This window comes from Achromobacter sp., from assembly GCF_057314935.1.
Map to the genome: position 1 here is coordinate 38,315 of NZ_DBHKZA010000013.1, position 12,604 is coordinate 50,918.

Sequence of the window (12,604 nt, forward strand, 5' to 3'; positions counted from 1 at the left end):
GGGGCGCTACTTCTTTACCAGCGGGCATTCACTGTCGGCGAGCGACACGAACACTTTTTCGCCTGGCACGGTAGACAGGATACGGTAGAAGTCGCCGGGGTATTTGGACTCGGCGGGCTTCTTCACTTCGACCAGATACAGGTCCATGATGACGCGGCCGTCTTCGGGACGGATCCGGGCATTCTTGATCAGTTTGGTCGTGATGGGCAACTCGCGCATCTTCTGATTGACCGCGGCGCCCTCGAACGTGCCGGCGGCCTGGGCCGCTTGCAGGTAGTGCGTGGTGGCGACGTAGCTGAGCGCCTGCACGATGGAAGGCGGGCGCGTGACGCCCATCTTCTTCTGCCAGCGTTGCGTCCAGGCGCGGGTGTCTTCGTCGGCGTCCCAGTAAAAGCCGGTGGGGAAGGTCAGCCCTTGGGCGACGGGCAATCCCATCGCCTGCACGTCGTTGATGAAGGTCAGGAAGGTCAGCATGCGCTGCTTGCCGCCGGTCAGGCCGAATTCCTGCGCCTGCTTGATCAGGTTGACGAGGTCGCCGCCTGCGCTGGCCAGGCCGACGACGTCGGCCTTGGAGGACTGCGCCTGCACCAGGAAGGATGCGAAATCCATGGCGCCCAACGGATGGCGCGTGCTGCCCAACACCTTGCCGCCCGCGTTTTGCACGAAACGCGTGGCATTGCTTTCCAGCGATTTGCCGAAGACGTAGTCGGTGGTGATGAAGTACCAGGACTTACCGCCGCTTTCCACCACGCTCTTGACGACCGCGTTGGCCAGCGCATAGGTGTCGGGCGCCCATTGCGTGCTGAGGTTGCTGCACTGCTTGCCGCTGAAGTCGCCGGCAAAACCGCCGCTGATCAGCGCGGTGCCGCCTTTTTCCTTGGCGACGCCTTGGGCGGCCAGGCCGGCCGAACTGGCGCCGCCGTCCACCACGGCGACCAGGCCTTGCGTATCGAACCAGCGGCGGACCAGGGCCGAGGCGACGTCCGCCTTGTTCTGGTTATCGGCGCCAATCACTTCCACGGTCTTGCCGGCCACTTTGCCGCCGAAATCCTCGACGGCCATACGCACGGACATTTCGGAGCCTAGTCCGCCCAGGTCGGAGTAGATGCCTGAACGGTCATTGGACACGCCCAGGCGCACGACATCCGATTGGGCTTGGGCCGCGGACGCGGCCATTACGGCGGCAAGGGCCGCCAGCAGGGGGTTGATACGCATCTGTCTGTCTCCCCGGCCCGGGTCGGGGCCGATCATTGGAATTGTGGTGATGACGCGGTACCGCTAACCGAGGCGCCAGTTCTCCAGCCGGCTGAAATTTATTTCGTGTTGGTGAATATAAATTCCTGTGCAAGAATTTAGGTTCACACATATGAAAAGTCAACTTAGTGGATGACCTAGCAGATTTACGAATTTTCTGAAGGCAAATCCGAACAGGGGTCGCCACATGGAAGTGAAATTAGTCGTGCGGACGCTGGAACTGATCGAGCTGTTCGCGCAGACGCGGCGGCCCATGCCGCTGACGGAATTGGCGCAGGGTTTGGGCGCGCCGATGTCGAGCTGCCTGGCGCTGGTGCGCACACTTGTCGCGCGCGGCTATCTGTACGAAGTGCGCCGCCGCGGAGGGTATTACCCGACCGCCAAGCTGCACGCCTTGAGCGGGCAGATCCAGTCAGGCGATCCCTGGCTGGACTACGTGCGGCCGCATCTGGTCGCCTTGCGCGACGCGGCCAATGAAACCGTGATGCTGGGCAAGATCCAGGACGGTGCCGTGGTGTTCCTGGACGTGGTGGAATCAACCCATCCGGTGCATTACGCGGCGCGCCCGGGCGAGCGCCGTCCGATGCACACCAGCTCGGTCGCCAAAGCCATCCTGGCGCGGCTGGCGCCTCTGGATCGGGACAGCCTGCTGGCGGCGCCGGACTACACGCGCTACACCGAGCGCACGCTGGTTACCCGCGACGCCTTGCGCGCCGAGGTGGAACGGGTTCAAGCGCAGGGGTGGGCGGCGAATGTGGGCGAAAGCGTCGCCGACCTGACCGGGCTGGCGGTTGCGTTGGATCTGGGCGGGGAATGGTATGCGCTGTGCATGGCCGGACCCACGCCGCGAGTGTGGGAACAGCGCGACCAGAACCTGCTTCATCTGCACGCGGCGGCGGAAGCGATTCGCCGGGCGCGCGCGGCTTAGCCTGGCCCGCCCATCCAACCGAGGCTCAGGCGCCGCGGCGCATCAGCGTCGATTTACCGAACAGGCTCTCGATCAGGTCCACGGCCAGTTCCGCCGTCTTGTTGCGCACGTCGAAGGCGGGATTCAGTTCCACGACGTCCAGCGAGCGCATCAGGCCGGTGTCGGCGATCATTTCCATGCACAGCTGCGCTTCGCGGTAGGTCGGGCCGCCGGGAACCGTCGTGCCCACGCCGGGCGCGATCTCGGGGTCCAGGAAATCCACGTCGAAGCTCACGTGCAGGTGGGTGTCGGCGTCCAGTCCGGCCAGCGCGGCCTCCATCGTGGCGCGCATGCCCATTTCGTCCAGATAGCGCATATCGAACACTTCCAACCCAGCCTCGTGCACCAACCGCTTTTCGCCCTGGTCCACGCTGCGGATGCCGATCTGGCGCACCCAGCCCGGTTCGATGTCCGGCGTCTGGCCGGACATGCCCGTGATCTGTTCAGGGCCATAGCCGCACAGGCAGGCGACCGGCATGCCATGCACGTTGCCGGTGGGCGTCAAGGCGTTGGTATTGAAATCGGCGTGGGCGTCCAGCCACAACACGCGCAGCTTCTTGCCCGCTGCACGGCAGTGGCGCGCCACGGCGCTGATCGATCCGATGCCCAGGCAGTGGTCGCCGCCCAGCAGCACGGGCAGACGGCCTTCGGCCAGCTCGGCGTACACGGCATCGTGCACCGCCCGGTTCCATGCCGCGACTTCTTCCAGATGGCGGTAGCCGTCCACGGGTGGCAGCCACGGGTTGGCGGGGCCGTACAGGTTGCCGCGGTCGATCACCTGGAAACCTTGGGCCTCGATCGTGGGACCCAGGTCGGCCACTCGCAAGGCTTCCGGGCCCATCGATGCGCCGCGCGCGCCGGCGCCGATGTCCGTCGGCGCGCCGATGAGGGTGATTTGGATAGGCAAGGTGGCGGTGTTCTGCACGAGGGCGGGCTCCGGTGGGTTCTTCAAGGGGCGGATAGTACCGCGGCCAACTGGTCGCAAGCCCAGTCGACCTGTTCGCGCGTGACGATCAGCGGCGGCGACAGGCGCAGCGTGTGGCCGTGGGTATCCTTGACCAGCATGCCGCGTGCCAGCAGGCGCTCGCTGAAGCGGCGCGCGCCGCCAGCATCGGGCTCGAGTTCCACCGCCAGCATCAGGCCGCGCCCGCGAACCTCGCGCACGGGGCCGGGCAGGGCGCGCAGCCGTTCCAGGAAATAGGCGCCGACTGCCGCCGCATTCTCGATCATGCCTTCGTCGGTCAGCACGTGCAGCGCGGCGCGCGCCACGGCGCAGGCCAGCGGATTGCCGCCGAAAGTGCTGCCGTGCTGGCCCGGCTGGAACACGCCCAGCACGTCGGCGTTGGATAAGACGGCGGACACCGGATAGAAACCGCCCGACAGCGCCTTGCCGATCAGCGTGACATCGGCTTCGATGCCTTCGTGCTCTTCGGCCAGCAGTTTGCCCGTGCGGCCCAGCCCGGTCTGGATCTCGTCAAGGATCAGCGTGATGCCGCGCTCGGTGCAGCGCTGGCGGACCCGGGAGAAGTATCCGGCGGGGGGCATCACCACGCCGGCCTCGCCCTGGATGGGCTCGACCAGGAAGGCGACGGTGTTGGGGGTGATGGCGGCGTCGAAGGCGTCGAAGTCGCCAAAGGGCACGACCTTGAAACCGGGTGCGAAGGGGCCGTAGTTGCCGTAGGCGTCAGGGTCGGTGGAAAAGCCCACGATGCCCAACGTGCGGCCATGGAAGTTGTTGGCGCAGACGATGATCTCGGCCTGGTCCGGCGGCACGCCGCGCACCTCGTAGCCCCATTTGCGTACCGCCTTGATGGCGGTTTCCACGGCTTCCGCGCCGCTGTTCATCGGCAGGATCTTGTGTGCGCCGGTCAGTCGAGCCAGGTCTTCGTAGAACGGCGCCATCTGGTCGTGGCGGAAAGCGCGGGACGTCAGCGTGAGCGTTTGCGCCTGTTCGACCATCGCGGCCAGGATGCGGGGGTGGCAGTGCCCCTGGTTGACGGCGGAATAGGCCGACAGGCAATCCAGGTATTTGCGGCCTTCGACGTCATAGACCCAGACGCCGCTGCCGCGGGCGATGACGACATCCAGCGGATGGTAGTTGTGGGCGCCCAACTGGTCTTCGATCTGGTCGCGGCGGCGGGCCGCGGACCGGGCGCCGGGCAGGGTGGTCAGCACGGAATTCATGGGGCCTCCCGGAAGGGACGGATTGCGACCATCTTAGCGCTAGTCCCGGCGTCCACACATTGCCATTGCGTGACAAAGGCCTTTCGGGGATCGACGCGCAAGCTGCTGCACAATATCGCCAGCGCCGGCGCGGGGCCGGCTTTCCAAGACTTCTGGACACTCTTCATGCTTCTCAAGCACCTGCTTTTCAAACTGACGCGCGGCGCGGCCGTCGCGGCCCTGGGCCTGGCGGCGGCGTCCGCGGCGATCGCGCAGGACAAGCCCTTGCGCATCGGCGTGATCCCCAGCGTGGCGAACGAAGCGACCGAGTTGGCGATCGCACAGGCAAAGAAGGCAGGCCTGGACGTCAAACTGGTGGAATTCAACGACTGGGTGCTGCCCAACATTGCCGTGGCGGATGGATCGGTCGACGCGAATTTCTTCCAGCATGAACCCTTCCTGCAACTGTTCAACCAGCGGCGCGGCGCGAACCTGACGCCCATCGCCTACGGTTACTCCACCACCATCGGCTTGTTTTCGAAGAAGCTGAAAAAGGGCGACACGGTGCCGGACGGGGCCACCATCGCCGTGCCCAATGATCCCGTGAATACGGGCCGGGCCTTGCTGTTGCTGGAATCGATCGGGTTGATCAAGCTCAAGCCGGGCGTGGCGCATCAAGCCGCGCTGGAAGACGTGGTGTCCAATCCCAAGAAGTTGAAGTTCGTGCAGATCGAGGGCTCGCAATCGGCGCGCACGTTCGACGATGTGACGGCTTCGGTGACCTATACGACGTTCGCCAAGCAAGCCGGCCTGAATGAAAAGGACGGACTGGCGTTCGACAATACCGACCCTGTCAGCATCCGCCGCTACGCCATCCGCTGGGTCACCACGCCGGAAAAGGCGCAGGATCCCCGGCTGCTGAAGTTCATCGAGATCTATCAGAACTCGCCGGAAGTCAAAAGCACGCTCAAGCGCTTGTACGGCGACTTGATCAGCTTCCCGTGGTAAGCCGGCGCGCCGGGTCAGGCGGTGGCTTCGCCGCGCGCGGCCCGGCGGCCGTTCAACCGCCAATGCAGGCCGATGGCGGCCATGCCGACAGCCGCCGAGGCGCATAGCCCCAAGGTGTCGAACCCGGCGTGCGTATACAGCGTGCCGGCGATCGCGGTGCCCACGCTGGCGCCCAGATAGGTGGTGCAGGTGTTCAGGCCCAGCACGGCGCCACGCTCGTCAGGACGTGCGCGCGACAGCAGCAGCACCAGCAGGTTCAGGCTCAGTTGCGACGCAGCCCCCCAGAACGCGGCGATGGCCAGCACCGCGGCCAAGGCATGCGCGGCGGGCAGCAGTGCCAGATAAACCAGCGCGATCGCGCCCAGGGCCAACGGCAAGGCGCGGCGCGGCCCCAGCCGTTCGATCAGCGGCGCGCCTGCGATGCCGGCCAGCAAAAAGCCCGCGCCGTAGGCAAAGGCGATGAAGCCGACCTGCCCGGCAGACAAGGCCAGCAACGTGCGGACGTGATCCGCCAGGAAGGCGTATACCCCGTAGAAGGCCGATGAAAACGCCAGGCAGGCCAGCAGCAGCACCGGCACATCGCGATAGGACAAGGGCGCCAGCAAGCGTGACAGGCGCAGCGGCGCGGGGTTTTCCGCGCGACGCTCAGGCAGCTTGCGCAGGCCCAGCAGGGCCACCGCGGCGCACAAGGCCAGGACGCCATAAGTGGCGCGCCAGCCCACGGCATCCGAGATCAGGGCCGACAGCGGCACGCCCGCCACCAACGACACCGACCAGCCGGCAATGACCCGGCCCAGCGTGCGGGCCTCCTGGCCGGGCGGCGCGATGAGCGATGCCGAACCGTAGGCTGCGGGCAGGATGACCCCGGCGGCGCCACCGGCCAGGGCTTGCGCCAGGGTCAGCACGATCCAGTGGGGCGCCGCGGCCGACAGGAGCAGGGCGGCGATCAGCGCCACCATCGCGCCCAGCAAGGCCCGGCGGATGCCGATGCGGTCGATGCGCGCGGCCAGGAAGAACGCGCTGGCGGCGGTGGCGGCGCCATAGGCGGAGATGGCGGTGCTGATCGTCAGCGCGGACGTCGAGAACGAACCCGCCACATCGCTCAAGATGGGGCTGAGCGCCAGCCCGTTGGAGCCCACGACGCTGACGGCGAACATCAAAGCGGGGACGGAAGAGGGCGTGCGGGTGTTGCGGTTGCTACGATTCTGCATGCCGGGAATTTTATTGGAATAAAATAAGGGTTAACGCTGATATTTCCTTATTCCATAAAAGTTCGAATGCCGTAAGGCAGAACCTGATTCCGATGCCAGACCTGGACGACCGCGACCGAAAACTATTAACGCTGCTGGCGGACGACGCCACGCCAAGCTATGCCGAATTGGGCAAGATGCTGAACCTTTCGGCGCCCGCGGTGCACGAACGGGTCAAGCGCCTGAAGCGCGACGGCTTGATCAAGGGCATCGCCGCCAAGCTGGACGGCGCGCGCATCGGCCGGCCCTTGCTGGCCTTCGTGCATGTGGACACCAACAACTGGAGCATCACGCAACAGGTGCTGGGCTTGGCGGAACTGACCGAAGTGGAAGAGATCCACACCATCACCGGCAAGAGCGCCATGCTGCTGAAGGTGCGGGTGCGCGACACCCAGGCGCTGGAGCTGCTGCTGGCGCGCATCCACAAGATCGAGGGCATCACCAATACCACCAGCGATATCGCGCTGACCAGCTACCTGGAACGCGGGCCGCTGCCGGACACGACGCCGGACGCTGCGGCCTGAGGGCGTCAGCCGCGCGCGGCCGCTGCGCGCAAACGCAAGCGCGTGATCTCGGACGGGGCGCCCAGGCGCTTCGGCGGGCCCCAATAGCCGGTGCCGCGGCTGGTGTACACCCACATCTTGCCCAGCCGATGCAGGCCTGCGGTGAACGGCTGCTGGAAGCGCACGAAAAAGCCCCACGGAAAGAACTGTCCGCCATGCGTATGGCCGGACAACTGGAGGTGGTAGCCCAGCGGCTCGGCCGCGGCGGCGCTGCGGGGCTGGTGGGCCAGCAGGATCCTGGCGCAGGCGTCCGCGGGCGCGCCCGCCAGCGCGGCCTTCGGGTTGCTGCGTTGCTGCGGGTCGAACGCGCCGGCGCTGTAGTCCGTGACGCCCGCCACCACCACGGGCAGGCCCGAGGGGTGGATCACGGCGTGTTCGTTCATGAGCACGCGCAGGCCCAGTCGGCGGAATTCCGCCACCCAGGGCGCGGCGCCTGAATAATATTCGTGGTTGCCAGTGACCAGATACACGCCGAATGGTGCGCGCAGCGCGCCCAGCGGGCTGGCCTGCGCAGCCAGATGCTCGACGCTGCCGTCCACCACGTCGCCCGTGACGGCGATCATGTCGGGCAGCAGTCCGTTCACGGCGTCGACGATGGCCTGCACGTAATGCTTCTTGATGGTGGGGCCGACATGGATGTCGCTGATCTGCACGATGGTGAAGCCGTCCAGGTCTTGCGGCAGGCCGGGAATGGGCACGTCCACGTCGACGACGCGCGCGCGGCGTCGCGCGTTGTAGAACCCGATCAACGTGCCGGCCGCCGCCAGCCCCGCGACGGTCCACGCGCTGATGCTGCGCAGCCGGACCCAGGGCAGGCCGGCGCCCGCCGCCAGGCTGACGAGCCAGGTCACCAGCAGGATGACGTCGCGGATCAGGGTCAGCACGAACAGCGACGAGAACAGCCCCATCGCGATCAGGCCGACCCACGCGATGCGGTCGCCCCAAGGGGGATGCACGGAAGATCGCCCCAGCATTCCCAGGGGGATCAGGATGCATGACAGGATCAGGGCAAGGGTGGCGGCGGCGGCGCCCGTATTGCTGAGCAGCGCGTCTGGAATCAGCCGCGCGCCGACGTAGACGTGGGCAAGCGCCCCAAGCGTCAGGAAGCGCAGGAAAAACGAGGATTGGCGTAGGGACACGGCGGGCACGGGGCGCGCCGCTTTGATGGCCGGCGCACGGGTAGCAAGGGAAACGCCATTCTATGCCGGGCGGGCGCAGTGTTTCGTGCCGGTTTGCGTCAAGGGCCGACCGGGCCGTCCCGCCATAGCAGGCTGGCGTCCATCTCTCGGACGCTGTTGATGCCCAGCATCGCCATGTTGCGGTCGACCTCGGCGCGCAGCAGGCCGATGGCATGGCTGACGCCCGCTTGTCCGCCCACGGCCGCCGCGTAGTTGAACGGACGTCCGACGAAGACGAAGCGGGCGCCAAGGGCCAGCGCCTTGAGGACGTCGCCACCGCGGCGCACGCCGCTGTCCATCATGACCGTCATGTCGCCGGCGGCCGCGACCACGCCGGGTAGCGCACGCAGCGGCGAGATCGCGCCGTCCAATTGGCGGCCGCCGTGGTTGGACACGATGACGCCGTCGGCGCCATGTTGGCGCGCCAGCGCCGCGTCCCGCGCATGCAGGATGCCCTTGATGATCAAGGTGCCGGGCCATTGCTTGCGGATGCGCGCCACGTGCTCCCAACTGAGGTGGTCGCGGGCGGTGAAGTCGCGCAGCACCGAGGAGGAAACGATGGGCGCGCCGCGCGTCGCAAAAGAGTTCTCGAAATGCGGCATGCCATGCGCCATGAGCGTGCGCAGAAAGGTGCCGACCAGCCAGCGCGGATGCGTCAGGCCATCCCACGCCAGGCGCAGGCTGGGTTTGAGCGGGGTGGAGAATCCTGTGCGCACGTTGTTTTCGCGATTGGCCGAGACCGGAATGTCCACGGTCAGCACCAGGGTTTCGTAGCCCGCGCGGCGGGCGCGCTCGACCAGTGCATCGATCTTCGCGGGGTCGCCGGGCAGGTAGGCCTGGAACCAGGTGCCAGGCGCTTCGCGGATGACGTCTTCCAGGGCGATGAGCGAGGTGCCGCTGAGGATGGCGGGAATGTTCTGCTCGCGCGCGGCGCGCGCCAGCACGATGTCGCCGCGGTACGCAGACAAGGCGCTGATGCCCATCGGCGCAATGCCGAAGGGCGACGCGTACTGGCGGCCGAACAGTTCAGTCTGCTGCGTGCGGCGGGACACGTCGACCAGCACGCGCGGCGCGAACGCATACTGGGCGAACGCCTGGCGGTTGTCGCGCAGGGATTGATAGTCTTCGGCGGCCCCGGCGACATACCCGAAAATGGGCCGGGGCAGGCGCCGCCGCGCCGCAGCTTCGAAGTCGTCCAGGGACAACATGCGGGCAAGCGCAAGCGGCAAGGGCCGGCGGGTGGCGGCGCCATCGGGCGCGGTGGCGGGCAGGGCGGTGGTTGTCATGGGGGAGCCGGTAAAAGCCCCTAATCTAGCAACGCCGCTTCATCGCAGAAAGCGAATAAATAAGGAAAAACCATTTCGCCAAAAGCGAAATAGCGGGTGCGGCGCCCAGGTTGGCGCGCCGCACACTGGCCGGAATCAGGGCTGCGCCGGCAACGCCAACAGTTCGCCCATGCGCACCGGACCCAGCACCGACGGCGTGTCGGCCCAGCGGATCTTGTTCGGCCCGAACAGCACGATCGCCGTCGAGCCGAGCTTGAAGCGGCCCATTTCGGCGCCTTTCGCCAGATGGATGGGCGCGCGCGCCAGGTCGTCGTAGCGCACGGACTTGACGCGGCGCTTGTACGGGGTGACGAGACCTGCCCACACGGTTTCGATGGACGCCACGATCATCGCGCCAACGAGGATGAGGGCCATCGGGCCGTGCTCGGTGTCGAACAGGCAGACCACGCGTTCATTGCGCGCGAACAGGCGCGGCACGTTGCGGGCGGTCAGCGGGTTGACCGAGAACAGCCGGCCGGGCACGTGCACCATTTCGCGCAGCGTGCCGGCAACCGGCATGTGCACGCGGTGGTAGTCCTTGGGTGACAAGTACACGGTGGCGAATTCGCCGCCCTGGAAGGGCGCGGCGCGCTCGGTGTCGCCGCCCAGCAGATCCACGAGACCGTAGCTGTGGCCCTTGGCCTGGAAGATGCGGCCCTGTTCGATCGCGCCCATCTGGCTGATCGCGCCGTCGGCGGGGCACAGCACCGAACCCGGCTCGTCGTCCAGCGGACGCGCATCGTCTTTCAGCGCGCGGGTGAAGAAGTCGTTGAAGCACTCGTAGGCCAGCGGGTCTTCCTGCACGGCTTCGCGCATGTCCACGCCGTACTTGCGGACGAAGCGCGAGATCATCCAATTCTTGACCGCGGGTTCCCGGCAGTCTGAGGCGTATCCGAAAAAGCGCGACACCAGGTGGTGGGGCGCAAGATACTGGCTGGCGAGGAATACTTGGTCTTTGATCGTCATCTACGAGCGCTGAAAAAACGCGTCCCGCAAACAGCGGGACGTGGTTGAAGGTTGCCCGCACAAGTCCGATTGAAGACCGGTGCGGGCAATTCGCGGGATTGTAACGCGATCAGGCGGCTTTGGCGGCCAATTTGGTTTTGTATAGCCAGTCTTTGTAATCGTCCAGGTCCCCGTCGAAGGGGCTGACGGCGCCGTCGGCCACGATGATGAACTCATCGGTGGTCGCGCGCAGCAGGTGGCGATCGTGCGAGACCAGCATCAGCGTGCCTTCGAACTGCGCCAGCGCGGTGGTCAGCGCTTCGCGCGTTTCCAGGTCCAGGTGGTTGGTGGGCTCGTCCAGCAGCAGCAGGTTGGGCCGCTGCCAGACGATCAGCGCCAGCGCCAGCCGGGCCTTTTCGCCGCCGGAGAACGGGGCGATGGAACTGGTGGCCATGTTGCCGTTGAAGTTGAAGCTGCCCAGGAAGTTGCGCAGTTCCTGTTCGCGCACGGTGGGCGCGATCTTCATCATGTGCCACAGCGGCGATTCGTCGTGGCGCAGCATTTCGACCTGGTGCTGGGCGAAGTAGCCGATGGACAGGCCCTTGTTGAACTGCGTGTCGCCCGCCAGGGACTCGAGGTCGCCTGCAATGGTCTTGATGAAGGTCGATTTGCCCGCGCCGTTGATACCCAGCAGCCCGATGCGCTGTCCGGCCTGAAGCGAGAAATTGATGCCCGACACGATGATCTTGTCGGAGACGGCTTGCGTGTCTTCGTCTTCGACGCGATAGCCCGCGCTGACCTTGTCCATCGTCAAGAGCGGATTCGGCGCACGCAGCGGTTCGCGGAACTCGAAAGAGAATTCGGCGGCCGCGCGCAGCGGCGCCACTTCTTCCATGCGGGCCAGCGCCTTGATGCGGCTCTGCGCCTGGCGGGCCTTGCTGGCCTGGGCCTTGAAGCGGTCGATGAAAGACTGCAGGTGCGAGCGTTGGCGCATCTGCTTTTCCATCATGCCCTGCGCCAGTTCCAGCTGGGCGGCGCGCTGGCGCTCGAACGACGAGTAGTTGCCCGAATAGCGCTTGAGCTTGCGTTCGTCGATATGGACGATGACGTTCACCACGCCGTCCAGGAAATCGCGGTCGTGGGAGATGACGATGAGCGTGCCCGGATAGCGCTTGAGCCAGTCTTCCAGCCAGATGATCGCGTCCAGGTCCAAGTGGTTGGTGGGCTCGTCCAGCAGCAACAGGTCGGACGGGCACATCAGCGCTTGCGCCAGGTTCAGGCGCATGCGCCAGCCGCCCGAGAAGCTCGTCAGCGGCAGGTGCATCTGCGCTTGCGTGAAGCCCAGGCCGGTCAACAGCTGTTCGGCGCGCGAGTGCACCGTGTAGGCGTCCGCGTCCGCCAGCGCGGCGTAGATGTCGCCCATGCGCAGGCCGTTCTCGGCGCTTTCCGGTTCGGCCTCCAGAGCCGCCAGTTCCGCTTCCAATTTGCGCAGCGTGACATCGCCGTCGATCGCGTATTCGATGGCGGGGCGGTCCAGCGCGGGGGTTTCCTGCGCTACATAGGCCATGCGCCAGCTGGAGGGATAGTCCAGGTCGCCCTGGTCGGCGTGCAGCGTGCCGCGCAGCAGGCCGAACAGGCTCGACTTGCCGGCGCCGTTGGCGCCGATCAGGCCGATCTTGTCGCCGGGGTTCAGCAGCAGGTCGACCTTGTCTAGCAAGGGCTTGACGCCGCGCATGAGTGAAACTTGTTGGAAGCGGATCATGAATCGTGTGGCTGGGGGTGGCGCGTCAGGCGCGCGGCAAGGCTCCCGCCACAAGGCGCGGCGCAAAAAAGGGAACCGGGGCGGGATCGCGCGCGAGGCTGGCGAACTGATGGGTGCAGTCGGGCGCGAAGGGCGAAATAGAGGGGCGGCCAATCAAAGCCGCCGTCCAGTCGTGGGCGTTATTGTACC

At 66.3% G+C, this 12,604-nt stretch carries 11 protein-coding genes; 3 read left to right on the forward strand and 8 right to left on the reverse strand.

Annotation, left to right across the window (positions count from 1 at the left end; translation table 11 throughout):
• Positions 1 to 6 precede the first annotated feature (6 nt).
• Positions 7 to 1,215: an ABC transporter substrate-binding protein gene (locus tag ACO6D5_RS06910; RefSeq protein WP_485824974.1), complete on the reverse strand. Its 1,209-nt coding sequence runs from the start codon at positions 1,213 to 1,215 to the stop codon at positions 7 to 9.
• Positions 1,216 to 1,441: 226 nt separating this feature from the next.
• On the opposite strand from ACO6D5_RS06910, the gene ACO6D5_RS06915 reads away from it, so the two are divergent.
• The gene (locus ACO6D5_RS06915) at positions 1,442 to 2,182 is read left to right on the forward strand and encodes an IclR family transcriptional regulator (RefSeq protein ID WP_485824975.1); all 741 of its coding nucleotides are present in this window, start codon (positions 1,442 to 1,444) and stop codon (positions 2,180 to 2,182) included.
• Positions 2,183 to 2,207: 25 nt separating this feature from the next.
• Here the strand turns inward: ACO6D5_RS06915 and rocF are convergent, their stop codons facing one another.
• Together rocF and rocD are read right to left on the reverse strand one after the other, a co-directional pair.
• Complete coding sequence (rocF, locus tag ACO6D5_RS06920) at positions 2,208 to 3,146, reverse strand: arginase (protein WP_485824976.1); 939 nt, start codon at positions 3,144 to 3,146, stop codon at positions 2,208 to 2,210.
• Positions 3,147 to 3,169: 23 nt separating this feature from the next.
• Positions 3,170 to 4,405 carry an ornithine--oxo-acid transaminase gene (gene rocD, locus ACO6D5_RS06925; protein ID WP_485824977.1) on the reverse strand — a complete coding sequence of 412 codons (1,236 nt, stop codon included), beginning with the start codon at positions 4,403 to 4,405 and terminating at the stop codon, positions 3,170 to 3,172.
• A gap of 165 nt (positions 4,406 to 4,570) precedes the next feature.
• Between rocD and ACO6D5_RS06930 the strand changes: the two genes are divergently transcribed.
• Positions 4,571 to 5,392 (forward strand): MetQ/NlpA family ABC transporter substrate-binding protein, encoded by an 822-nt coding sequence (locus ACO6D5_RS06930; protein WP_485824978.1) that lies wholly within the window; start codon positions 4,571 to 4,573, stop codon positions 5,390 to 5,392.
• Between the two features lie 14 nt (positions 5,393 to 5,406).
• Here the strand turns inward: ACO6D5_RS06930 and ACO6D5_RS06935 are convergent, their stop codons facing one another.
• Positions 5,407 to 6,603 (reverse strand): MFS transporter, encoded by a 1,197-nt coding sequence (locus ACO6D5_RS06935; protein WP_315845979.1) that lies wholly within the window; start codon positions 6,601 to 6,603, stop codon positions 5,407 to 5,409.
• Between the two features lie 92 nt (positions 6,604 to 6,695).
• Between ACO6D5_RS06935 and ACO6D5_RS06940 the strand changes: the two genes are divergently transcribed.
• Entirely contained in the window at positions 6,696 to 7,166 is a 471-nt protein-coding gene (locus ACO6D5_RS06940) for an Lrp/AsnC family transcriptional regulator (RefSeq protein WP_315845978.1), read from the forward strand.
• Positions 7,167 to 7,171: 5 nt separating this feature from the next.
• Here ACO6D5_RS06940 and ACO6D5_RS06945 read toward each other — a convergent pair whose 3' ends face one another.
• The 4 genes from ACO6D5_RS06945 to ACO6D5_RS06960 form a co-directional block, all read right to left on the reverse strand.
• Complete coding sequence (locus ACO6D5_RS06945) at positions 7,172 to 8,344, reverse strand: metallophosphoesterase (RefSeq protein ID WP_485825006.1); 1,173 nt, start codon at positions 8,342 to 8,344, stop codon at positions 7,172 to 7,174.
• Positions 8,345 to 8,442: 98 nt separating this feature from the next.
• The gene (locus ACO6D5_RS06950) at positions 8,443 to 9,669 is read right to left on the reverse strand and encodes an alpha-hydroxy acid oxidase (RefSeq protein WP_485824979.1); all 1,227 of its coding nucleotides are present in this window, start codon (positions 9,667 to 9,669) and stop codon (positions 8,443 to 8,445) included.
• Positions 9,670 to 9,804: 135 nt separating this feature from the next.
• Positions 9,805 to 10,674 carry an archaetidylserine decarboxylase gene (gene asd, locus ACO6D5_RS06955; RefSeq protein ID WP_315845976.1) on the reverse strand — a complete coding sequence of 290 codons (870 nt, stop codon included), beginning with the start codon at positions 10,672 to 10,674 and terminating at the stop codon, positions 9,805 to 9,807.
• A 109-nt stretch (positions 10,675 to 10,783) separates the two neighbouring features.
• Positions 10,784 to 12,415 carry an ATP-binding cassette domain-containing protein gene (locus tag ACO6D5_RS06960; RefSeq protein ID WP_081533934.1) on the reverse strand — a complete coding sequence of 544 codons (1,632 nt, stop codon included), beginning with the start codon at positions 12,413 to 12,415 and terminating at the stop codon, positions 10,784 to 10,786.
• Between the last annotated feature and the right edge of the window lie 189 nt (positions 12,416 to 12,604).

Excerpts from the sequence above, each read along its gene's own strand:
- ACO6D5_RS06940 (WP_315845978.1), top strand. The coding sequence starts at position 6,696 with ATGCCAGACCTGGACGACCGCGACCGAAAACTATTAACGCTGCTGGCG.
- ACO6D5_RS06950 (WP_485824979.1), bottom strand. The coding sequence starts at position 9,669 with ATGACAACCACCGCCCTGCCCGCCACCGCGCCCGATGGCGCCGCCACC.
- ACO6D5_RS06930 (WP_485824978.1), top strand. The coding sequence starts at position 4,571 with ATGCTTCTCAAGCACCTGCTTTTCAAACTGACGCGCGGCGCGGCCGTC.
- rocD (WP_485824977.1), bottom strand. The coding sequence starts at position 4,405 with ATGAATTCCGTGCTGACCACCCTGCCCGGCGCCCGGTCCGCGGCCCGC.
- ACO6D5_RS06910 (WP_485824974.1), bottom strand. The coding sequence starts at position 1,215 with ATGCGTATCAACCCCCTGCTGGCGGCCCTTGCCGCCGTAATGGCCGCG.
- asd (WP_315845976.1), bottom strand. The coding sequence starts at position 10,674 with ATGACGATCAAAGACCAAGTATTCCTCGCCAGCCAGTATCTTGCGCCC.
- ACO6D5_RS06960 (WP_081533934.1), bottom strand. The coding sequence starts at position 12,415 with ATGATCCGCTTCCAACAAGTTTCACTCATGCGCGGCGTCAAGCCCTTG.
- ACO6D5_RS06915 (WP_485824975.1), top strand. The coding sequence starts at position 1,442 with ATGGAAGTGAAATTAGTCGTGCGGACGCTGGAACTGATCGAGCTGTTC.
- ACO6D5_RS06935 (WP_315845979.1), bottom strand. The coding sequence starts at position 6,603 with ATGCAGAATCGTAGCAACCGCAACACCCGCACGCCCTCTTCCGTCCCC.